This window comes from Pseudomonas protegens (assembly GCF_003363755.1).
Classification (GTDB): domain Bacteria; phylum Pseudomonadota; class Gammaproteobacteria; order Pseudomonadales; family Pseudomonadaceae; genus Aquipseudomonas; species Aquipseudomonas danubii.
Genome location: NZ_CP031396.1, coordinates 3,001,438 through 3,020,556, shown reverse-complemented (window position 1 = coordinate 3,020,556; position 19,119 = coordinate 3,001,438). Strand labels below are relative to the sequence as shown.

Here is a 19,119-nt window from a genome sequence, read left to right as displayed (position 1 = left end):
CCGTTGGCCGGGCAAAGGAGTGTTCTGATGGTCAAGACATTGCCACTGTTGATCGCCGCGGCTTTGCTGGCGGGGTGCTCCGGCACTGCGCAGGTAAAATCGGCCGATGAGGCCGGTGAGCCGGACAAAGGCTGCTATCAGGCCGATTGGCAGGCCGAGACGGCGCCGGTGATTAACAAGCGTCTGGGCCCAGAGGGCCTGGAGAAGTACGAGACACCGTCAAAGACCAGGGAACAGGGCTGCCCTTGACGGGTCGGATTGGTTAACGCAACGCGCTGGGGCCTGTGGGCTGTCAGCCGAGGAACATCGATGAAAGGTTTGATCGCCGTGGCGATGCTGGGCTTGCTGGCAGGGTGCGCCAACCTGAACCTGCTCAAGTCGCCGGCTCCCGACAACTGGACGACCTGGGTGTGTGACAGCCAGGCACAAGTGCTTTGGCGCTACACCGACGACAGCCGCAAGGCGGTCGACGTGCGCCTGGGGGGCGACGATCAGGTTCGGCGCCTTAAGCTTGAGCCCAGTGGTTCGGGTTCGCTGTACAGCGATGACATGCTGGCGTTTCACGTCAAGGGTGAAGAGGGCCTGGTTTACTGGGTCGCCACCAATGACTTGATCGGCCGCGGCTGCAAGGCCCAGTAGCAGCTGGCTTGCCAGCCAAGGCGGCGTCCAGGCCGGTGCAAGGTCAAGGGCCCCTTTACCGGCGAACTGGTTCCTGAAGGGCTGTAGAGATTTGGTTTTAACGGATACAACAGGGCGGGCTGACCCCCGATCTGCAATCACTTGAATAGCAGTCGCCGCTACGGCAGGCTTGCACGATTAACGACCCTCGACCGGGAGAGACACACACAATGGCACTCATCAGCATGCGCCAGATGCTGGACCACGCAGCCGAGTTCGGCTACGGCGTCCCAGCCTTCAACGTCAACAACCTTGAGCAGATGCGCGCCATCATGGAAGCCGCTGACAAGACTGACTCCCCGGTGATCGTTCAGGCGTCCGCCGGTGCGCGCAAGTACGCCGGTGCGCCGTTCCTGCGTCACCTGATCCTGGCGGCGATCGAAGAGTTCCCACATATCCCGGTGTGCATGCACCAGGACCACGGCACCAGCCCTGACGTCTGCCAGCGTTCCATCCAACTGGGCTTCTCCTCGGTGATGATGGACGGCTCCCTGGGCGAAGACGGCAAGACGCCGACCGACTACGAATACAACGTGCGCGTCACCCAACAGACCGTGGCCATGGCCCACGCCTGCGGCGTGTCGGTAGAAGGCGAGCTGGGCTGCCTGGGTTCCCTGGAAACCGGCATGGCCGGTGAAGAAGATGGCATCGGTGCCGAAGGCGTGCTGGACCACAGCCAGATGCTGACCGATCCGGAAGAGGCCGCGGACTTCGTCAAGAAGACCCAGGTCGACGCCCTGGCCATCGCCATCGGCACCAGCCACGGTGCCTACAAGTTCACCAAGCCGCCTACCGGCGACGTGCTGGCCATCGACCGCATCAAGGAAATCCACAAGCGCATTCCCAACACCCACTTGGTGATGCACGGTTCTTCGTCGGTTCCGCAGGAGTGGCTGGCGATCATCAACCAGTACGGCGGCGACATCAAAGAAACCTACGGCGTGCCGGTTGAAGAAATCGTCGAAGGCATCAAGTACGGCGTGCGCAAGGTCAACATCGATACCGACCTGCGCCTGGCGTCCACCGGTGCCATGCGTCGCCTGATGGCCACCAACCCGAGCGAGTTCGACCCACGCAAGTTCTTCGGTGCCACCGTGACCGCCATGCGCGACGTGTGCATCGCCCGTTACGAAGCCTTCGGCACTGCCGGCAACGCTTCGAAGATCAAGCCGATCTCCCTGGAAGCGATGTTCCAGCGCTACCTCAAGGGTGAGCTGAACGCCAAGGTCAACTAAGCCTTAGCGTCATCCGGAAAGCCCGCAGCGATGCGGGCTTTTTTGTGCCTGGGATTCCTGCACAGAGACGGGGTTAGATTTTGTTGTGGTCGATATCCAGCTTGGAGAAGGTCACCTTGCCGCCCTCGCTGGTGTAGCCGCTGTTGTCCTGGACATAAACGCCAGCCTTGAAATACAGCGGCTTGTCGCGCCAGGTGGCGCTCAGTTGGCCATCCCATTGATAGCCCGCAGCACTGATCCCCAGGGCACCACCGGGGCTCAGGTGGATCAGGTAGGAAAACTCCCGATCCATGGGCACGTTCCTGGCGATGGTGATGACCCGGCCTTCGTCGTCATCCGGGCGCATGCGCACCTTGGCCACGACATTGCCGCTGCCCTGGCGGGTCTTGTACTGGTACTCCACTTTCACCAGGGGCTTGGTGCTGTTGTAGGCATGGATCTGGCCGACGACGATCTTGCCCGATGAGGGCACCTGCTTCACTGCCAGGGTGGCGTACAACAGGTTGTCGGCCTCGGGGTAGGTCCAGTTGCGCAGGTTTCCGTTGGAATAGGTTTCCCGCAGCTCGGTGCGCGGGTAGATGGCGTTCTCGGTTTTTGATCCGGTCACCGGCGACCAGAAGAACAGGGTGCCGCTATCGGAGTGGAAGTACTGGTCCTTGAAGCCTTTGACCAGGGCGGGGGTGTCAATGGTTGCCGGTGGGCTGCCGACGGGAACGCTGAGGTTCCAGGTTGCCAGATCGATCATGGTGAGAGGTTCCGCAAGGAAAGGTCTGGTGCAGGTCGCCGAGGGCTTTAGCCTGCGCTTCTTCGGGCGTCTTTATAACGCAGAACGGATGCCGGGCGAGGTCCGTACGGCGGATATCTGACGTCAGCAAAATATCGAAATGCCATCCTTCCCGGTTTTTATGCTGCACAACTGTGACCGTTAGTCGGGAGTCGGCGCCATTGGCGGAGTGATGGCGTCATGGCGGCTTCTGCTTTTCAAGATCCGGGTCTAGAGTGAATTCACAGTTTTAGCCAGGTTTTCTCACCCGCTCAGTCTTATTACAGGCAAGAGAAGCAGCATGGAATGCGTGCACCCGGAGGTGGCCGAAGGCCACTCCACTCTTCTGATCGTTGATGACTATCCTGAAAATCTCCTAAGCATGCGTGCTCTGTTGCAGCGCCAGGACTGGCGGGTGATGACCGCTGCCTCCGGTGTCGAGGCCCTGGGCCTGTTGCTCGAGCATGAGGTGGATCTGGTGCTGCTGGATGTGCAGATGCCCGGCATGGATGGTTTTGAGGTGGCTCGACTGATGCGCGGCAGCCAGCGTACCCGGCTGACACCGATCATCTTCCTCACCGCGAACGAGCAGTCCCAGGATGCCGTGATCAAGGGCTACGCCAGTGGCGCAGTGGACTACCTGTTCAAACCCTTCGACCCGCAGATCCTCAAGCCCAAGGTCCAGGCTTTGCTGGAGCAACAGCGCAACCGCCGAGCCCTGCAGCACCTCAGTCATGATCTGGAGGTGGCGCGAGCGTTCAACGCCGCGGTGTTGGACAACGCCGCCGAAGGCATCCTGGTGGTGGACGAAGGCGGCCATGTGCGCTTCGCCAATCCAGCGGTCTCGCGCTTGCTCAATGCCCAGGTGCAAGATCTGGAAGGTTCGCCCTTCCTCGATTACCTGCAAAAGCCCCACGTCCCCGACTGGAACGAATCCGAGCTCTACGCCTGCTACCGCAGGGGCGAGACCTATCGTCTGCATGACGCCCTGTTGCGTACCGTCCCCGGCCAGCAGATCTGTGTGGCCCTGTCCTGCGCGCCCCTGCCCAGCGAACAGAAGGCCATGGTGGTGACCTTGCTGGACATGTCCGAGGTTCGACACCTGCATCAACAGCTGGAGTACCAGGCCGTTACCGATCCGCTGACGGGCCTGCTCAACCGGCGCGGTTTCTATCAGACCGTGGAGAACATCCTGCTGCGCAGCGATCGCTCGGGAAAGTCTCTGGTGCTGCTCTACCTGGACCTGGACGGCTTCAAACGAGTCAACGACTCCCTGGGGCACGATGCCGGTGACCGGGTGCTGCGCTGGGTCTCCGAGCAGTTGAAGGAATGCCTGCATTCGTTCGATATTCTCGGGCGCATGGGCGGCGACGAGTTCACGGCCCTGCTGGAGCTGAGCTTCCCGGAGCAGGCGGCAAAAATCGCCGAAAAACTGATCGAACGCCTGTCCATCAGCCAGCAGATCGATGGCATGGAGGTGGTGCTGGGGGCCAGCATTGGCATCGCCATCTACCCTGACTGCGGTTCCAATCTGGATGGCCTGTTGCGCGCGGCGGATATCGCCATGTACGAGGCCAAGCGTGCCGGCCGTCAGCAGTACCGTTACTACGACCATGAAATGAACGGCCGTGCCCGGTCCCGGCTGATGCTTGAAGAAAGCGTGCGCAGCGCGGTGGAGCGCAAGGAGTTCACCCTGGTGTATCAGCCCCAGGTGGCCATTGCCGATGGCCGCTTGCGAGGGTTCGAGGCGTTGCTGCGCTGGCGGCACCCGAGTGTCGGCGATGTACCGCCGGGGCTGTTTCTGCCGTTGCTGGAAGAGGCACGGTTGATCAGCCGCCTGGGCAGTTGGATCTATCAGCAGGGCGCCGCTCAGCGCAAGGATTGGGAACAGGTATTCAGCCCGGACCTGGTGCTGGGGGTCAGCCTCAGCGCTACCCAGTTCGGCATGCCCAACCTGGCAACCGAACTGCGCCAGGTGTTGTTGCGCCATGGCCTGCTGCCTCGTCAGCTGGAGGTGGAGGTGACCGAGGCGGCACTGACCCAGAACCTGGACGAGACCCGCAAGCAGTTGCAGCAGTTGCATGAACTGGGGGTGCGGGTGGCCCTGGACGATTTCGGATCAGGCAGCTGCTGTCTGGCGTACCTGCGTGACCTGCAGTTGGACACCCTCAAGCTTGACCGGCACCTGATCGCTCGCCTGCTGACTTCGCCGCGAGATGCCGCCATCGCCCGCAGCGTGATCGATCTGTGCAAACAGTTCGGCCTGCTGGTGATTGCCGAAGGCGTGGAAACCCTCGAGCAATTCGAGTGGCTCAAGGCCAATGGTTGTGAATATGTGCAGGGTTTCCTGGTGGCGCGCCCCCTGACTGCCAACAGTGCCAGTCAGTTTGCCCAGCCTTTTGACTGGAGCGCGTTGCCGGCCTGAATTCGCTACACTGGCGCTCTTTGCACCTTGCGCTGCCCCTTCATGACTGCACTCAAATACCTTCAGGCCTACCCCGTCGCCCTGCAACAGCAAGTGCGCCAGCTGATCGACGAAGATCGCCTGGGGGACTACCTGAGCCGGCGCTATCCGCACAAGCACGCGGTACAGAGCGACAAGGCGTTGTACAACTACGCTCTGGAACTGAAGCAGGAATACCTGCGCAACGCCCCGGCCATCGACAAGGTGCTGTTCGATAACCGTCTGGACCTGACCCACCGCGCCCTGGGCCTGCACACCACGGTGTCCCGGGTGCAGGGCGGCAAGCTCAAGGCCAAGAAGGAGATCCGCATCGCCTCCCTGTTCAAGGAGGCGGCGCCGGAGTTCTTGCGGATGATCGTGGTGCACGAACTGGCGCACTTCAAGGAATCGGATCACAACAAGGCGTTCTACAAGCTCTGCGAGCATATGCTGCCGGGCTATCACCAGCTGGAGTTCGACCTGCGGGTCTACCTGACCTGGCGCGACCTGCAAGCCAAGGCAGGAGCGGCGGATTAGTGCTTAGTGAAAGGGAGTAGGCGATGGATGTCAGCAAGACCAAGAGCAGTTTCTACCGCCGCCTGTATGTGGCGTATCTGATCGACAGCGGCCTGGCCAGCAGTGTGCCGGCGCTGACCGAAGTCACGGGCATGCCCCGACGCACCGCCCAGGACACCATCGCCGCCCTGGCGGACCTGGACATCCTCTGCGAGTTCGAGCAGCAGGATGGCGCCCGCAATCATGCCGGGCGCTACCGGATCCATAGCTGGGGGGCCATCGACAAGGGCTGGATCGAGCCCAATCTGCGGCAGATCAAGACAGTGCTGGGTTATCCCTGAGTCTCAGGCCCGGCGCATGCCGATATGGGGAATGCCGTCCTCAAGGTATTCCTCACCCGCGACGATGAAGCCGTAGCGTCCGTAGTAATCCTGCAGATGGGCCTGGGCCGAGAGGTAGATTGGGGTTTCTGGCCAGTGCCGTTGTGCCTGTTTCAGCGCCTGCTCCATCAGGGCATGACCCAGGCCCTGGCCACGGGCCTGTTCGGCGATCACTACGCGGCCGATCACGACGTCGCCGCCTTGGGAGATCGGGTCCAGCAGGCGCAGATAGGCCAGCAGGCGGTCGTCGTCCCAGGCCATCAAGTGGCAGGTATCGCCTTCAAGGTCGCGGCCGTCCACTTCCTGGTAGGGGCATTTCTGTTCCACGACAAAGACTTCGGTGCGCAGTTGCAGGATGGCGTACAACTGTTCCTTGCCCAGATCGGTGTGATGCTTGCAGACCCATTCGATGGTCATCTTCATATCCTGTAGAAAGTGCTGTGCGAAATACTAGGCACATCGCCGCCGGATGTCTTGTCGAGCAGCACCCAGAGGCTGTTTCTGTGAGTTAGGTCAAAATGCCACCATTGTTGTTACTGGCCTTTGTCTTCTTTGTGTAATCTGTTTTCAAGTCCTGTGCAGCGGTTTTGATGAGCTAGTGTTAGGGGCTGGGCTGCCCTGTCGAATACCGGCAGGGGCCCTCGAGTGTCGGCTGGAATGCGCTGGGCCCTGTGCCCGCTAAGGATCTTTTAGCATGCTGCGATTGCATCGAGCTTTGGCTTTGATCGGATTGCTGTTGCTGGGCCACAGCGCTTCTGCACAGAAGCTGCGCCTGGTCGCTGACGCCTGGCCCCCCTTTACCGACGCGACCCTGGTCAACGGCGGGGTGGCCACCGATATCGTCAGCACCGCCCTGTCCCGTGCCGGCTATTCCAGCGAGTTCGAGCAGGTGCCCTGGGCTCGGGCTCTGATGGGGGTGGGCGAGGGGCGCTACGACGTACTGGTCAATGCCTGGTACAACGAAGAGCGCACCCATCTGGGGCAGTTTTCATCGGAGTACCTGGTCAACCGAGTGCGCTTCATCAAGCGCAAGGATGCCTCGCTGGAATACAACAACCTCAAGCAACTGCATGAGTACCCGGTGGCGGTAGTGCGTGGCTACGCCTATTCGCCGGAGTTCGACAACGACCCGAACCTGCAGAAAGTTCTGGTGCACAACTTCGCCATGGCCGTGCGCATGCTGGCGGCGGGCCGGGTCAAGCTGACTCTGGAAGACGAATACGTCGCCCGCTACTACCTGGCCCGGGAATCGCCTCGGGTGCGCAACGCCGTGGAGTTCCTGCCCAAGCCCCTGAGCGAGAACGGCCTGCATATCCTGGTCAGCCTGAAAAACCCCGAACACGCGCAGATCGTTGCCAAGTTCGACCGGGAAATTGCCGCCATGAAGGCCGACGGCAGCTACGACCGGCTGTTGCGCCAGCACGGTATGTAACCGAACAGGGAGCTGCATCAGTTGGCTTGCCAGCGAGCGCGGCCCCGGACCTTGCATTAATCTTGCGGCCCCTTTCGCCGACAGGCCTATTCCTACGGTTTTTCGGTGTCGCTGGTGTCTTTGATCAGGTGCGCCGCCAGGGTCCGCAACGGGCCCAGTTGTCGACAGATCAGTGCCAGCTGGGTCTGCACCAGACGCTGGCCTTCGTCGATTTCATCCGGCATCTGCTCCAGCTCATTGGCCAACGCTTCCTCGGCATCGCTCTGGATGGCGATCGGGGTCTTGTTGGCCAGGCCCTGGGCAATCTCGTCGATGCTCGCCGCCAGGCTGACCCCGGCACCGTCGATCAGGTGCTCGCGGACTTCCCCCGGCAGTTGGGTTTCCCGGTGCGCGCCCAACCCCGACAGGTAGCTGAGCAAGGTGTGGGACAGCACCAGGAAGCGGAACCCCACGTCGGCTTCCTTACGGAAATGCCCCGGCTCCATGAGCATGTTGGCCAGGGTGGTGGACAGCGCCGCATCGGCGTTGTGGGCGTTGCGCCGGGCCAGCCGGTAGGCCAGGTCGTCGCTTTTGCCCGCGGCGTACTGCTGCATGATCTGGCGCAGGTAGATGCTGTTGCAGGTCAGGGTGTTGGCCAGCACCTTGTTCAGGCGTCGGCCCTGCCAGTCCGGCAGGAACAGGAACACCGCCAGCCCGGCGATCAGGCTGCCCAGCAGGGTATCGAACAGCCGCGGCAGGAACAGCCCGTAACCGTCGCCCACCTGGTTGAAGCAGAACAGCACCATCAGGGTGATGGCGGCTGTGGCCAGGGTGTAGCGGGTGGTGCGGTTGGTAAAGAACACCACCCCGGCGGCGATGGCGAACAGCGATTGCACCAAGGGGCTCGGGAACAGGTCGAACAGCGCCCAGGCGATGGTCAGGCCGATGGCGGTGCCGACGATCCTTTGGCCCAGCTTGCGCCGGGTGGCGCCGTAGTTGGGCTGGCAGACGAACAGCGTGGTGAGGATGATCCAGTAGCCCTGGGATGGGTGGATCAGATGCACCATGCCGTAGCCGATACTCAGCGCCAGGGGCAGGCGCAGGGCATGGCGGAACAGCAGTGACGTCGGTGTCAGCTGGGTGCGCAGGCGAGTCCAGACATCCTTGAGGTTGCGCGGCGAGCGGTCCAGCAGGCTGCTGTCGGTGGCATCGGCCAGGGCGTCAGGGTTGCTGGCGTCGCTGAGCAGGCGGTCGAGGGTACCAAGGTTGGCCGCCAGGGCGCGCAGCGAGCGCAGCAGCCCGCGCCAGGCCGGGTTGCTCTGGATGCGCAGGTGTTCCAGGGAGGCGTGCAGGTCGCTCAGGGCCTCGGCGAAGCTGGCGTCATAGACGAACGGCTGGCGCAGCTGGATGGATTCGGCCAGGGCGCGGCAGGCCTTGCCCTGCTGGCGCAACAGGCGCTGGCAGCGAAACAGCACGTCGCTGTGGAAGAAGGCGTCGGTCAGGGCGTTATAGGGGTAATGGGACGAACTGGCGCGCTCGTGGATGTCCTGGGCCAGGAAGTACAGCTTCAGGTAGCGGCTGACTTTCGACCCCGGCCGGCCATTGCCCACCCGGTGCAGGATGATCTCCTTGGCGGCGTTGAGAGCTGCCACGACCTTGCCATTTTGCTGGGCCAGCTCCAGGCGCCGGGCTTCCACATCCAACTGGCGGATCGGCTCGAACAGGGATGACTTGAGCTTGAGGTAGAAACCCAGCTCACGAAACAGCCGGGCCAGGCTCTGCTGCACCGGCTGGTTGGAGAACAGCGCCTGCCAGAGTACCGAGAGCAGGCCATACCAGGCCGCGCCGGCTACCAGCAGCAGCGGCTCGTGCCAGAAGTCGATCACCGCGCCGCCGCGCTGGTCGACGCCGATCATGGTGTAGACCGAGAGAATCAGGGTCGCCGAGGCGATGGCGCCATAGCGTTCCCCCAGGGCCCCGAGCATGGTCAGGCCGAAGCTGGCCAGGGCCAGGGCAATGGCGAAGATCCAGGGGTAGGGGAACAACAGTTCCACCGACAGCGCGGCGATGCTGAAGCACACCAGGGTCACGGCCAGGGCGTTGAGCCGGCCTTGCCAGCTGTCGTCGGTTTCCGCCAGGGCGCTGGCGATGATGCCGAGAAACAGCGGGATCAGCAGGCCCATTTCATCCTGATACCAGCACAGCGCCATGCTGCCGGTCAGGGCGATGAACACCCGCACGCTGTAGCTGAATTTATCCAGCGCCCAGAGGCGGCGCAGAGACTGACGAAAAGAAGTCGATGACATGGAGTGGGACAGGCCTTCCGGGGCGATGCAGCTAAATTGAGCCAGTATTGACGACGGCGCAATGCCGTCGTCACATCCGCCGGCAAATTCTGTTGCTGTTGCCGGTCGGGCGCCTGTAGCCGCTGCCGTAGGCTGCGACAGGGCCGTAGGACCTCAGCGGACATTGGATCGCCGCGCCCCTTCGGGGCGTTCGCAGCCTGCGGCAGCGCCTACAGGGATGCACAGCGGCTCAGACGTATTGCGCCGCCGCGTAGCCCGAGGCCCAGGCCCACTGGAAGTTGAAGCCGCCCAGGTGGCCGGTGACGTCCAGCACTTCACCGATGAAATACAGCCCCGGGCTCTTCAGCGATTCCATGGTCTTGGACGACACCTCGCGGGTATCGACCCCGCCCAGGGTCACTTCGGCGGTGCGGTAGCCCTCGGTGCCCGCCGGCACCAACTGCCAGCTGCCGAGTTTTTGCGCCACGTCCGCCAGTTCCGCCGGGGTGTACTGCTTCATCGGCTTGGAGACGAACCAGTGCTCGGCCAGCAGTCCCGCCATCTTCTTGGTGAAGATTTCCCCCAGCAGGGTTTTCAGCTCGCTGTTGGGGCGCTCGGCCTGCTGCTGTTGCAGCCAGCCGAGGGCGTCGTGGTCTGGCAGCAGGTTGATCTCGACACTGTCGCCGGGTTGCCAATAGGACGAAATCTGCAGGATCGCCGGGCCGCTGAGGCCACGATGAGTGAACAGAATGTTCTCGCGAAAGCTCTGCTCGTTGCAGCTCACCAGACAGTCCACCGAGGTGCCCGACAACTCGCTGCACAGTTCCTTGAGCTGGTCGGTGATGGTGAAGGGCACCAGGCCGGCACGGGTCGGCAGCAGTTCATGGCCGAACTGCTTGGCGACCTGATAGCCAAAACCGGTAGCGCCCAGGGTCGGGATCGACAGGCCGCCGGTGGCGATCACCAGGGACTGGCACTGCACCGCGCCCAGGGTGGTCTGCAGCAGGTAGACGGACTCAAGCTTCTCGATCTGCTGGATCGAGGTGTCCAGGCGCAGCTCGACGCCGACCTGATCGCATTCGTCGAGCAGCATGCCGAGGATGTCGCTGGACTTGTTATCGCAGAACAGCTGGCCGAGTTTCTTCTCGTGGTAGGGCACGCCGTGCTTGGCCACCAGGCCGATGAAGTCCCACTGGGTGTAGCGGGCCAGGGCCGATTTGCAGAAATGCGGATTCTGCGAAAGGAAGTTGGCGGGCTCGGTGTACATGTTGGTGAAATTGCAGCGGCCACCGCCGGACATCAGGATTTTCTTGCCGGCCTTGTTGGCGTGGTCCAGCAACAGCACCTGGCGGCCCCGGCCGGCCGCGGTCAGGGCACACATCAGGCCGGCGGCGCCAGCGCCGATGATCACGACTTCGGTAGAACGCAAAACGGAGTCCTCGTTAGGAGCGAATGACCCTGTAGCCGCTGCCGCAGGCTGCGATAAGGCCGAAGGCCTTCAGCGATCTCAAGATCCAGCGCCCCTTCGTACGGAGTGCCGACCAGATCGATCGCAGCCTGTGGCAGAGGCTACAGGCCAAGCAGTGGAGTTAGAGGACGCGCACGCGCAGCGAACGGCCCTTGATCTTGCCGTTGTTCAAACGTTGCAGCGCCTGCATGACCACGGTGCGATCAACCGCCACATACGACTGGAAGTCGAAGATCGCGATCTTGCCGACCTGGGCGCCCGGGATGCCGGCGTCGCCAGTCAGTGCACCGAGAATATCGCCCGGACGCACTTTGTCCTTGCGCCCGCCCGCGATGCACAGCGTGCTCATCGGTGGCTGCAGCGGGGCGCCGCCCTGGGACTTGAGGTTGTCGACCTGATCCCAGTTCAGCGGGGCTTTCTGCAGCTGTTCGATGGCTTGCGCGCGATGGGCTTCGGACGGTGCGACGAGGCTGACCGCGATACCTTTTTCGCCAGCGCGACCGGTACGGCCAACGCGGTGAATGTGGATTTCCGAATCGCGGGCCAGCTCGACGTTGATCACCATGTCCAGCGCATCGATGTCCAGGCCACGGGCGGCCACGTCGGTGGCGACCAGTACCGAAGTACTGCGGTTGGCGAACATCGCCAGCACCTGATCGCGGTCACGCTGTTCCAGATCACCGTGCAGGCCGACGGCGGAAATGCCTTTGGAGGTCAGGTGATCGACGGTTTCCTGCACTTGCTGCTTGGTGAAGCAGAAAGCGACGCAGGAAGCCGGGCGGAAGTGGTGCAGGACTTTGGTCACTGCGCTCATGCGTTCTTCCGGGGAAATCTCGTAGAAACGCTGTTCGATCTGCGTGTCGTCGTGGAACGCTTCGGCTTTCACCGTCTGCGGATCACGCATGAACTTCGACGCCAGTTGCTTGATGCCCACCGGGTACGTGGCGGAGAACAGCAGGGTCTGCCGGCGCGACGGGGTCTGCTCGATGATGTCTTCGATGGCGTCGTAGAAACCCATGTCGAGCATGCGGTCGGCTTCGTCGAGGATCAGCGTGTTCAGGCCATCAAGCACCAGCGAACCCTTGCGCAGGTGTTGCTGGATACGCCCCGGGGTGCCGACGATGATGTGGGCGCCGTGTTCCAGGGAGGCGATCTGCGGACCGAAGGACACGCCGCCGCACAGGGTCAGGACCTTGATGTTGTCTTCGGCACGGGCCAGGCGCCGGATTTCCTTGGCCACCTGGTCGGCCAGCTCGCGGGTCGGACAGATCACCAGGGCCTGGCAGCCGAAGTAGCGCGGGTTGATCGGGTTCAGCAGGCCGATGCCGAAGGCCGCGGTCTTGCCGCTGCCGGTCTTGGCCTGGGCGATCAGGTCCATGCCCTTGAGAATCACCGGCAAGCTTTGCGCCTGGATCGGCGTCATCTGGGCATAACCGAGGGAGTCGAGGTTAGCCAGCATGGCGGGAGACAGAGGCAAAGTATTAAAAGCGGTGGCAATGGTGGTCACGGGACTGGCCTGCAAAACAAAATGTCGCGCAGTGTATCAGTCTCGCTCCCACAACCTGCAAATTCTGGACGAGCAACCGCGCAGGGGCGGTGTTGTGTAGGAGCTGGCTGGCCAGCGAAGGCGACCGAGAGTTTGGCGCAGGGCTCGGGGGCTCTTCGCCGGCGAGCCGGCTCCTACGGAGGGAAGTGTGCGGCTCAATGCTCGATGTGCTGTTCCTCGACCTTGCGCGCCCTTCGGCCATCGGTGGGCGACAGCTGGAGGAAGATCGCCGCCGCCAGCATCGCCATGATGCCCACGGTGAGGAAGGTCAGCTGGAAGGCGCCGAGCACGGTGTTCACTCCGTCATTGCCTACTTGTGCAGTAAAACCGCCTAGCAGCGCACCGGCACAGGCCACCCCCAGGCTCAGGGACAGCTGCGCCACCACCGACAACAGGCTGTTGCCGCTGCTGGCGGCGGCATCGTCGAGGTCGATCAGGGTCACGGTGTTCATCGCGGTGAACTGCAGCGAGTTGATCGCCCCCAGCACCGCCAGCATGCCCAGCAGCAGGGGATAAGGCGTGTGCTCGCTGACCAGCCCCATGCTGGCCAGCATCAGCCCCAGGGCCAGGGTGTTGCCGGTGAGCACGATGCGGTAGCCCAGGCGCTCGATCAGGGGCCGGGCAATGGACTTGGCCAGCATCGCCGCGGCCGCCAGGGGCAGCATGCTCATCCCCGCCTGAGACGGTGAATAACCCAGCGCCACCTGCAGCAGTAGCGGCACCAGGAACGGCAGGGCACCGCTGCCCAGGCGGGCGAACAGGTTGCCGAGGATGCCCACGGCAAAGGTTCGTACCTTGAATAGCGAGGGCGCAAACAGCGGGTTATCGGTGTGCACGGCCCGCAGCCAATAGGCCGCCAGGCAGGCCAGCCCACCAAACAGCAGCAACATCACCCGCAGGTGCGGCAGGTGCAATTCCCCCAGGCCTTCCATGGCAATGGTGATCAGCACCATCGCCGCGCCGAACAGCACAAAGCCCAGGCCATCGAAACGGGTGCGCTCGCTGCCTCGCAGGTCTGGGATAAAACGCCACACCGCATAGCAGCCGACGACGCCCACCGGCAGGTTGATCAGAAAGATCCAGTGCCAGGTCAGGTATTGCACCATCCAGCCGCCCATGGTCGGGCCGATCAGCGGGCCCAGCAGGCCGGGAATGGTGATGAAGCCCATGATCCGCACCAGCTCCGAGCGCGGGTAGGCCCGCAGCACCACCAGCCGTCCCACCGGCAGCATCAGTGCCCCGCCCAGGCCCTGGATCACCCGGGCGCCGATCAGTTGGCTCAGGGTGTTGGACATCGCGCACAGCAGGGAGCCGATGCTGAAGATCAAGATGGCGCCGAAGAAGATCTTCTTGGTGCCGAAGCGGTCGGCGATCCAGCCGGACGCTGGGATCAGCAGGGCCACGGTGAGCATGTAGGCAATGATCACCCCCTGCATGCGCAGCGGGTCTTCCGCCAGGTCCTGGGCCATGGCCGGCAGCGCTGTATTGAGGATGGTGCCGTCCAGGGATTGCATGAAGAAGGCGATGGCCACCACCCAGGGCAGCCAGCGGGCGGTGGTAGCGTCGAGAGGCGGGCGTTCGGGCATGGGACCTCTATGTCAATTCAGGTCGGAGCTGGCTTGCCAGCTCCGACAGCTTTGAGGGCAGTTCCTACAGGGTCAGGGTCAGGCGGCTGACCAGGGCTCCAGGCAAATGCATCGAGGCGGTCTGGCGCTGGCCGTAGGTGCTGGCCGAAAGCAGCAGTTCCCGTTGCGCCGTCAGGGCCTCCAGTTGCGAACCCAGCAGGCTGTAGACGCTGTCATCGAAACGCATGGTGTTCACCGGGGCCTGGATCTCGCCGTTCTCCACCCAGAAGGTGGCGAAGCGGGTCATGCCGGTCAGGCGCGCTGCCGGCAGGTCCGAGTAGTTGAGGTACCACAGGTTGCTGATGTACAGGCCGGTGCCCAGTTGCTTGAGGATCTCCTGCTGCGACAGCTGCCCGGCGGCCATGTTCAGCGCACTGGGGTATTCGCCGCTGCCGGCGCCGTTGCTGGTCAGGCCATACTCGGCGGCGCTGCGGGAGTTGATCAACTGGGCGTTGGCATTGCCGGCGGCGATCAGCGACAGGTCGCTGCGCGGGTAGCCCTCATCGGAAAAGGCCGGACTCAGGGAGCCGCTGACCTGTTCGTCCAGGGACACCAGGGGGCTCAGGGCGGCATCGCCCGCGTAGAGTTTCTGCAGGGGGCTGTGCTTGCTGGCAATGGACTGGGCCGAGAACCCGCCCCAGGCCAGCATGCCCATGATCTCCTCCAGGGCCGCCGGTGCCAGGTAGGCACGGTACTGTCCCGGCGCCAGGGTGCGCAGCGGTCGACCGAGGAACTCCAGTTGCTGACGGGCCTGGTCGAAGCGCTGGGCGAAGGCTGCGTCGTCCCAGGCGTGTCCCGCGTAGCTGGCCTTCACCGCTTCGCCATTGGCGTGGAACAGGCTGAAGTCGAAGTTGAAGCTGTTGGCCTGATGCCAGCCGAACGCTCCGGCGGAACTGGCAAAACCTCGGCTGATGGGGCCGGCGGCATAGATACCCACCAGATCCAGGCCGGCACCGGCGCGGCCGATCTGTGCCACCACCTGCTCGCTATCGGGCAGTGGATGGTCCTGCACATGGTGGGATTGCCATTGGGCGTGATTGAGCATCAGGTACGGGTCCGCCGGCAGCAGCGGCAGGGTTTCGCGCAACTGTTGCAGGGCTTCGACCAGGCGCTGACGGTCCACCTCGGGGTCGTTGCTCAAGGTGATGCTCAAGTCGGCGTGGCGTCCGTCGTCGATCAGCTTGAAGTGCAGGCTGGCCTGTTGCACCTGCCCGGCCTGACGCACCTTGGCGTGGTTGAAACGGATGAACTCCGAGGACTCGGCCGAGTAGCTCAGGGTGAACTGTTCCGATTCCTTGATCGCGTCCTGCAGCCACTGCACCCATGCCTTGAACTGCTCGGCCTGATTCATCGTCCTGGTCATCAGGCGTCTCCTCCGAATACGTCAATCTTGCTGAACACGCAGGCCGGCGAAGCGTGGCCGACGCGGATTACCTGGTTGGGCTCGCCCTTGCCGCAGTTGGGCGTGCCCAGGACCTGGAAGGTGCTGCGATCGCCCACCGCGCTGAGGTTGCGCCAGAACTGTGCGGAGATACCCCGGTAGTTGGGGTTCTTGACCACGCCCTTGAGCTCGCCGTTTTCGATCAACTGGCCCCATTCGCAGCCGAACTGGAACTTGTTGCGCGCATCGTCGATGGACCAGGAGCGATTGGTGGACATCAGGATGCCGTGTTCGATCTGGCCGATCAGGCGGTCCAGGGGCTGCTCGCCGGGCTCGACGTTGAGGTTGGCCATGCGGTCGATGGGCGCGCGGTTCCAACTGCTGGCGCGGCTGTTGGCAACGCCGTCGAGGCCACTGCGGTATTGCGACAGGGCACTGCCCAGGGGACGTACCAGCAGCCCCTCGCGGATCAGGAACTGCTTGCTGGCGGCGCTGCCATCGTCGTCATGCCCATAGCTGGCCAGTTCCTCGGGAATCTCCGGGTCGAAGGTCACGTTGAGCAGCGAGGAGCCATATTGCAGGCGGCCGAAATCTTCCTGTTTGACGAAACTGGTGCCGGCGTAGTTGCGCTCGTCGCCGAGGATACGGTCCAGTTCCAGGGGGTGGCCGATGGACTCGTGGATCTGCAGCATCATCTGGTCCGGCATCAGCAGCAGGTCCCGCTGGCCCTGCGGGGTGTTCGGCGCCAGCAGCAGTTGCAGCGCCTGGTCGGCCACCCGTGGCGCCGCGCCTAGCAGGCCACAGCGGCTGATCACATCACCGGCGCCCTGCTGGCCGAAGTTTTCCCGGCCCAGGCTGCGGGTCTGACTGTCGCTACCGTCGTAGGCGGTGACATCCAGGCCCGGGTAGACGAAGCGCTGAGCCTGGCGCAGCTCGGCACCGGCGCTGTTGAGGTAGATCTGCTCGACCTGGGTCACGCCGATGCCCACTTGCCAGTTCACCAGGCGCTCGTCCTTGGGCACCGAGGCCGATTCGTCGCCCAGCAGCTGGTAGCAGTCGCTGAGGGATGGGAAGGGCTGGTCCAGATTCGGCGAAAGGTAATCGCCACGGTGGCTGGATACCGGTTGCTCGCGCAGGTCCAGCAGGGCGTGGGCGGCGATCACCCGAGCCAGCTGTTCGGCGCGGTCGAGGGCGGCTTGCAGGCCGCCTTGCGAGAGGTCACTGGTGGCGGCGTAGGCTTCCACACCACGCACCCTTGCGGTCAGCATCGCCCCTTCGTCGCGGCCCAGGCTCGGTGGTTCGGCAACGTTCTTGCGTACTGACAGGTATTGGTCCGACTCGCGCACGTAGCGCAGGGAAAAGAATTCGGCGCCCGTGCGCAAGGCAGCAAAGCGCTGCTTGAGCTGGGGGTGAAAGTCGAACATGGAGAACCTCCTTGTGAGACGCGATAGCGGGCGGGTCTTGTCGCCAGCAAACGGAACGCTGCCCGGCGGCTCCTACAGATATAGGCGTCGGTGGACTCCGGGGCGAAGGGGATGGGCAAGTTGCAGAACTGTAGCTGCTGCCGGAGGCTGCGATCAAGGATGCAGTGCGGGCAATGCGGGGGCAGGAAATACGCGGGGAGGTGAAAAAGGCACCGACCCTTGCGGTCGGTGCCCGTGCGGCTTACTGCGCGGTCGGAGTGATATCGCGCATTGGCTTGCCACGCACCGGGGCGTTGCCCGCTACGTAGTAGTCGGCCTTGCTGCGGGGCAGCGGCTGACGGCCACGGATTTTGTCGGCGATTTTCTCGGCCATCATGATGGTCGGCGCATTGAGGTTGCCGGTGGTGATGATCGGCATGATCGAGGCATCCACCACGCGCAGGCCTTGCATGCCGTGCACGCGACCCTGGCCATCCACTACCGCCATGTCGTCGGTGCCCATCTTGCACGAGCAGGATGGGTGGAACGCGGTCTCGGCGTGCTCGCGGATGAACTTGTCCAGTTGCTCGTCGGTCTGCACCTCGATGCCCGGGCTGATTTCTCGACCGCGGAAGGCGTCCAGGGCCGGCTGTTGCATGATTTCCCGGGTCAGGCGGATGCCGTCGCGGAATTCCTGCCAGTCCTGCTCGGTGGCCATGTAGTTGAAGAGGATGCTCGGGTGCTGGCGCGGGTCCTTGGACTTGATCTGCACGCGACCACGGCTCGGCGAGCGCATGGAACCCATGTGCGCCTGGAAACCGTGCTCTTTAACACCGTTGCTGCCGTTGTAGTTAATCGCCACCGGCAGGAAGTGGTACTGGATGTTCGGCCATTCGAACTCTTCACGGGTGCGGATGAAACCGCCGGCTTCGAACTGGTTGCTGGCGCCGATGCCGGTGCCGTTGAACAGCCACTCGGCGCCGATGGCCGGCTGGTTCCACCACAGCAGCGATGGGTACAGCGACACCGGTTGGGTGCAGGCGTACTGCAGGTACAGCTCCAGGTGGTCCTGCAGGTTTTCACCCACGCCCGGCAGGTCGTGGACCACCGGGATGTCCAGGCTTTCCAGCAGGGCGCGGGGGCCGACGCCGGAGCGTTGCAGCAGTTGCGGCGAGGCGATGGCGCCGGAGCTGACGATGACTTCCTTGCGGGCGCGGGCTTCCACGCGCTCCTCGGTGCTGCCTTGCAGGTAGCTCACGCCGACGGCGCGCTTGCCGTCAAAGAGGATCTTGTCGGTCAGGGCGTGGGTGACGATGGTCAGGGTCGAACGCTTCTTGGCGATGTCCAGGTAGCCGCGGGCGGTGCTGGAGCGACGACCTTTAGGGGTGACCGTACGGTCCATCGGGCCGAAGCCTTCCTGCTGGTAGCCGTTCAGGTCTTCGGTGCGCGGGTAACCGGCTTGTACACCGGCTTCGACCATGGCGTGGAACAGCGGGTTGTTGCCGGCTTTGGGCGTGGTCACGCTGACCGGGCCTTCGCCGCCGTGGTAGTCGTTAGGGCCGATGTCACGGGTTTCCGCCTTGCGGAAGTACGGCAGGCAGTCCAGGTAGGTCCAGTCTTCCAGGCCTGGCAGCTTGGCCCAGCCGTCGTAGTCCATGGCGTTGCCGCGGATGTAGCACATGCCGTTGATCAGCGACGAGCCACCCAGGCCCTTGCCGCGACCGCACTCCATGCGACGACCGTTCATGTGTGGCTCTGGATCGGTCTCGTAGGCCCAGTTGTAGCGACGGCCTTGCAGTGGGAAGGCCAGTGCCGCCGGCATCTGGGTACGGAAGTCGAAGCGATAGTCCGGGCCGCCGGCTTCCAGCAGCAGGACGGTGACGCCTTCGTCTTCAGTCAGACGGGTCGCCAGGGTGTTACCGGCAGAGCCGGCACCCACAATGATGTAATCGAATTCTTGGGACATTGAATGCACCCTCTTTGAG

Annotated in this window: 16 protein-coding genes; 7 read left to right on the top strand and 9 right to left on the bottom strand. The window is 63.4% G+C overall.

The genetic code is table 11. From position 1 onward, the window contains the following. Positions 1–27: 27 nt before the first annotated feature. From DWF74_RS13510 to fba, 3 genes are all read left to right on the top strand, one after another. Entirely contained in the window at positions 28–249 is a 222-nt protein-coding gene (locus DWF74_RS13510) for a hypothetical protein (RefSeq protein ID WP_102862034.1), read from the top strand. Between the two features lie 60 nt (positions 250–309). Then, positions 310–639 (top strand): MliC family protein, encoded by a 330-nt coding sequence (locus tag DWF74_RS13505; RefSeq protein ID WP_102862033.1) that lies wholly within the window; start codon positions 310–312, stop codon positions 637–639. A gap of 209 nt (positions 640–848) precedes the next feature. Continuing rightward, positions 849–1,913 carry a class II fructose-bisphosphate aldolase gene (gene fba / locus DWF74_RS13500; protein ID WP_003229012.1) on the top strand — a complete coding sequence of 355 codons (1,065 nt, stop codon included), beginning with the start codon at positions 849–851 and terminating at the stop codon, positions 1,911–1,913. A 73-nt stretch (positions 1,914–1,986) separates the two neighbouring features. Here fba and DWF74_RS13495 read toward each other — a convergent pair whose 3' ends face one another. Continuing rightward, entirely contained in the window at positions 1,987–2,658 is a 672-nt protein-coding gene (locus DWF74_RS13495; RefSeq protein WP_102862032.1) for a polysaccharide lyase family 7 protein, read from the bottom strand. A gap of 319 nt (positions 2,659–2,977) precedes the next feature. Between DWF74_RS13495 and DWF74_RS13490 the strand changes: the two genes are divergently transcribed. Genes DWF74_RS13490 through DWF74_RS13480 form a run of 3 tightly spaced genes read left to right on the top strand, consistent with a single transcriptional unit; the run spans position 2,978 to position 5,976 of the window. After that, a complete protein-coding gene (locus DWF74_RS13490) occupies positions 2,978–5,101 on the top strand; it encodes a putative bifunctional diguanylate cyclase/phosphodiesterase (RefSeq protein WP_102862031.1) in 2,124 nt (707 codons plus the stop codon). Between the two features lie 42 nt (positions 5,102–5,143). Further along, positions 5,144–5,656 carry a M48 metallopeptidase family protein gene (locus tag DWF74_RS13485; RefSeq protein ID WP_102881129.1) on the top strand — a complete coding sequence of 171 codons (513 nt, stop codon included), beginning with the start codon at positions 5,144–5,146 and terminating at the stop codon, positions 5,654–5,656. Positions 5,657–5,679: 23 nt separating this feature from the next. Next, on the top strand, positions 5,680–5,976 hold the full coding sequence (locus DWF74_RS13480; RefSeq protein ID WP_102862029.1) for a winged helix-turn-helix domain-containing protein: 297 nt from the start codon (positions 5,680–5,682) through the stop codon (positions 5,974–5,976). Positions 5,977–5,979: 3 nt separating this feature from the next. On the opposite strand, the gene DWF74_RS13475 is transcribed toward DWF74_RS13480, so the two are convergent. Next, positions 5,980–6,432 carry a GNAT family N-acetyltransferase gene (locus DWF74_RS13475; protein ID WP_102862028.1) on the bottom strand — a complete coding sequence of 151 codons (453 nt, stop codon included), beginning with the start codon at positions 6,430–6,432 and terminating at the stop codon, positions 5,980–5,982. A 277-nt stretch (positions 6,433–6,709) separates the two neighbouring features. Here DWF74_RS13475 and DWF74_RS13470 point away from each other — a divergent pair, with 277 nt between their 5' ends. Beyond that, positions 6,710–7,447, top strand: coding sequence for a substrate-binding periplasmic protein (locus DWF74_RS13470; protein ID WP_102862027.1), 738 nt, complete (start codon positions 6,710–6,712; stop codon positions 7,445–7,447). Between the two features lie 92 nt (positions 7,448–7,539). On the opposite strand, the gene yccS is transcribed toward DWF74_RS13470, so the two are convergent. The 7 genes from yccS to betA form a co-directional block, all read right to left on the bottom strand. After that, entirely contained in the window at positions 7,540–9,732 is a 2,193-nt protein-coding gene (gene yccS / locus DWF74_RS13465; protein ID WP_115581123.1) for a YccS family putative transporter, read from the bottom strand. Positions 9,733–9,961: 229 nt separating this feature from the next. Continuing rightward, positions 9,962–11,140 (bottom strand): NAD(P)/FAD-dependent oxidoreductase, encoded by a 1,179-nt coding sequence (locus tag DWF74_RS13460; protein WP_115581122.1) that lies wholly within the window; start codon positions 11,138–11,140, stop codon positions 9,962–9,964. A 160-nt stretch (positions 11,141–11,300) separates the two neighbouring features. After that, positions 11,301–12,638 carry an ATP-dependent RNA helicase DbpA gene (dbpA, locus tag DWF74_RS13455; RefSeq protein ID WP_240322050.1) on the bottom strand — a complete coding sequence of 446 codons (1,338 nt, stop codon included), beginning with the start codon at positions 12,636–12,638 and terminating at the stop codon, positions 11,301–11,303. A gap of 242 nt (positions 12,639–12,880) precedes the next feature. Continuing rightward, on the bottom strand, positions 12,881–14,311 hold the full coding sequence (gene mdtD, locus DWF74_RS13450) for a multidrug transporter subunit MdtD (protein WP_102862025.1): 1,431 nt from the start codon (positions 14,309–14,311) through the stop codon (positions 12,881–12,883). Between the two features lie 64 nt (positions 14,312–14,375). Further along, positions 14,376–15,713 carry a TldD/PmbA family protein gene (locus DWF74_RS13445; RefSeq protein ID WP_115581121.1) on the bottom strand — a complete coding sequence of 446 codons (1,338 nt, stop codon included), beginning with the start codon at positions 15,711–15,713 and terminating at the stop codon, positions 14,376–14,378. Next, positions 15,713–17,155 (bottom strand): TldD/PmbA family protein, encoded by a 1,443-nt coding sequence (locus tag DWF74_RS13440; protein WP_102862023.1) that lies wholly within the window; start codon positions 17,153–17,155, stop codon positions 15,713–15,715. The genes DWF74_RS13445 and DWF74_RS13440 overlap by 1 nt, the downstream gene beginning before the upstream one ends. Before the next feature lie 241 nt (positions 17,156–17,396). Beyond that, on the bottom strand, positions 17,397–19,100 hold the full coding sequence (gene betA / locus DWF74_RS13435) for a choline dehydrogenase (protein ID WP_102862022.1): 1,704 nt from the start codon (positions 19,098–19,100) through the stop codon (positions 17,397–17,399). Between the last annotated feature and the right edge of the window lie 19 nt (positions 19,101–19,119).

Excerpts from the sequence above, each read along its gene's own strand:
- DWF74_RS13510 (WP_102862034.1), top strand. The coding sequence starts at position 28 with ATGGTCAAGACATTGCCACTGTTGATCGCCGCGGCTTTGCTGGCGGGG.
- DWF74_RS13505 (WP_102862033.1), top strand. The coding sequence starts at position 310 with ATGAAAGGTTTGATCGCCGTGGCGATGCTGGGCTTGCTGGCAGGGTGC.
- fba (WP_003229012.1), top strand. The coding sequence starts at position 849 with ATGGCACTCATCAGCATGCGCCAGATGCTGGACCACGCAGCCGAGTTC.
- DWF74_RS13495 (WP_102862032.1), bottom strand. The coding sequence starts at position 2,658 with ATGATCGATCTGGCAACCTGGAACCTCAGCGTTCCCGTCGGCAGCCCA.
- DWF74_RS13490 (WP_102862031.1), top strand. The coding sequence starts at position 2,978 with ATGGAATGCGTGCACCCGGAGGTGGCCGAAGGCCACTCCACTCTTCTG.
- DWF74_RS13485 (WP_102881129.1), top strand. The coding sequence starts at position 5,144 with ATGACTGCACTCAAATACCTTCAGGCCTACCCCGTCGCCCTGCAACAG.
- DWF74_RS13480 (WP_102862029.1), top strand. The coding sequence starts at position 5,680 with ATGGATGTCAGCAAGACCAAGAGCAGTTTCTACCGCCGCCTGTATGTG.
- DWF74_RS13475 (WP_102862028.1), bottom strand. The coding sequence starts at position 6,432 with ATGACCATCGAATGGGTCTGCAAGCATCACACCGATCTGGGCAAGGAA.
- DWF74_RS13470 (WP_102862027.1), top strand. The coding sequence starts at position 6,710 with ATGCTGCGATTGCATCGAGCTTTGGCTTTGATCGGATTGCTGTTGCTG.
- yccS (WP_115581123.1), bottom strand. The coding sequence starts at position 9,732 with ATGTCATCGACTTCTTTTCGTCAGTCTCTGCGCCGCCTCTGGGCGCTG.
- dbpA (WP_240322050.1), bottom strand. The coding sequence starts at position 12,638 with ATGCTGGCTAACCTCGACTCCCTCGGTTATGCCCAGATGACGCCGATC.
- mdtD (WP_102862025.1), bottom strand. The coding sequence starts at position 14,311 with ATGCCCGAACGCCCGCCTCTCGACGCTACCACCGCCCGCTGGCTGCCC.
- DWF74_RS13445 (WP_115581121.1), bottom strand. The coding sequence starts at position 15,713 with ATGACCAGGACGATGAATCAGGCCGAGCAGTTCAAGGCATGGGTGCAG.
- DWF74_RS13440 (WP_102862023.1), bottom strand. The coding sequence starts at position 17,155 with ATGTTCGACTTTCACCCCCAGCTCAAGCAGCGCTTTGCTGCCTTGCGC.
- betA (WP_102862022.1), bottom strand. The coding sequence starts at position 19,100 with ATGTCCCAAGAATTCGATTACATCATTGTGGGTGCCGGCTCTGCCGGT.